2 protein-coding genes and 1 other annotated feature are annotated in these 2,262 nt (G+C 33.5%); both genes read left to right on the top strand.

The genetic code is table 11. The features are described from left to right. A partial coding sequence (locus tag AC1DTM_RS23425; protein WP_477001007.1) for a PASTA domain-containing protein occupies positions 1 to 760 on the top strand: 760 nt, incomplete at its 5' end. Between the two features lie 195 nt (positions 761 to 955). After that, positions 956 to 1,212: a binding site (T-box leader), on the top strand. A 65-nt stretch (positions 1,213 to 1,277) separates the two neighbouring features. Continuing rightward, positions 1,278 to 2,262 (top strand): MFS transporter (locus tag AC1DTM_RS23430; protein WP_477001008.1); only part of this gene is annotated, 985 nt, incomplete at its 3' end.

The following is a 2,262-nucleotide window of genomic DNA, read 5'->3' on the forward strand; positions in this document are numbered from 1 at the left end:
GAATCCGATTAAAAAAGAAACTGCAGATAAGGTAAGGAACTTAATGGAGCGGGTTATTACTTCATCAAAAGGAACGGGAACGATGTATAAAATTGATGGTTATCCGATTGGTGGTAAAACAGGGACAGCGCAAATTCCGAATCCTGAAAATGGACGATATATGGAAGGGAAAGATAATTATATTTTTTCATTCTTGGGAATGGCTCCAATTGAYGATCCGCAATTAGTCGTATATTTAGCCATTAAGCAACCTAAATTAAAGGGGAATGAATACGGTGCTCAGCCTCTTGCTGAAATTTTTAAACCAGTTATGAAAAATAGTCTAGAATATTTAAAAGTGAAACCATATACAGAAAAACAAATGGCAGATGCAACAAAGCAATCTGAAATAAAAGTACAAAATTATGTAAATCAAACGATGGATACGGTGAAAAACATTGCAGAAAAAGAGAAACTTCAGCCGGTATTATTAGGAGAAGGACAGATAATAAAACAATATCCACAGACTGGCGAGGTAATGAGTGAAGGAGATCGCATATTTTTAGTAGGAAATAATGTGAAAATGCCTAACCTAAAAGGTTGGTCAATGCGTGATGTTATGTATTTCTCTAAGTTGCTGAAATTAGATGTAAAAACAACAGGTACAGGGTATGTAACGAGTCAAAGTATTGAAAAGGGACAATATATACAAGAAGGTGATGCTTTAAAACTAGATTTGGAACCGCCTCTAGAACCATTAGCAGAAGCGAGTACAAATTAATATCGAATTTTGTAAGAGCCTATAGTATAAATAGGCTCTTTTTGTTAGAGTTACAAGCAATTTCACGCACCGTATTTTTTTAATAAATAAAAAATCAAGTTACAAAATTATAAAGGATGTTCACTTTCTTTAAAAAAACTGATTATTCTTTTTAATTATTTACAATATACAACCTATATGATAATATGGATAAAATTACATGCGATGATGAGAAGAGTAAATAAAATGAATTTTTCACAGAGAGCTCTATTTAGCTGAAAAGGAGCAAAAATTCTTTATTGAATCAAGCCTCTGAGCAGCACATCGGAACCTTTAATAAGGGGGTGGTGTGACGGGAGCTCCCGTTATAGAGCTAAGGTATAAGCATTTTTAAATGCAGTACTTGATAAGTTTAATATGGCGACATATTAATAAACTAGGGTGGCACCGCGATGATAAATCTCGTCCCTAAGACTTTAAGTCTTGGGGGTGGGATTTTTTTATTGGTTTAAAACAATTTAGAAAGCGGGTGCCTAAAGTGAAAAAATTACTTAAAGATTGGAAATATCCTTTATTACTACTGTCCGGAGTTGGTATTGCAAATTTAGGTGCATGGATTTACTTAATAGCACTTAATGTACTTGTCTATAATATGGGTGGCTCGGCTTTAGCGGTTGCTGCTTTATATGTGATTAAACCATTAGCTGCTTTATTTACAAACGCTTGGTCGGGAAGTATGATAGATCGTTTAAACAAACGGAAGTTAATGATTCACCTTGATATATACCGCGCAGTATTTATCGTCATTTTACCTTTGCTTCCATCTCTTTGGATTATCTATCTTTTAGTATTCTTTATTAGCATGGCTAGTGCGATTTATGAGCCAACTGCTATGACATATATGACGAAATTAATTCCAGTAGAGCAAAGACAACGTTTCAACTCACTACGTAGTTTAATAGGATCTGGTGCATTTTTAATTGGTCCAGCGGTAGCGGGGATATTATTAATAATTGGCACACCAGAGTTTGCAATATATATGAATGCTATAGCATTTCTGCTATCAGGGTTCATTACATTACTTTTACCTAATCTTGATAAAAAAGACGATTCTAATACATCCAATGATAAATTGTCACTAACTGTATTAAAGAAAGATTGGAACATAGTTTTAAATTTCAGTAAAAAATCTATGTATATTGTTTGTGTTTACTTCTTATTTCAAGGGATGATGGTCTTAGCTACCGCTATTGATTCGCTTGAACTATCGTTTGCAAACGAAGTTTTATTGTTAACAGATAGTGAGTATGGCTTCCTAGTTAGTATCGCTGGAGCGGGTTTTATTTTAGGATCCATAACAAATACAATTTTATCAAAAAAATTAGCACCTTCATTTCTAATTGGGATAGGATCATTATTCATTGCAATCGGATATTTGATTTATGCTTTTTCAAGTGAGTTTTTAATAGCTGCTATTGGATTCTTTATTCTATCTTTCTCTATGGCATATGCAAATACAGGAT

The organism is Bacillus sp. P4_D3, assembly GCF_056401855.1.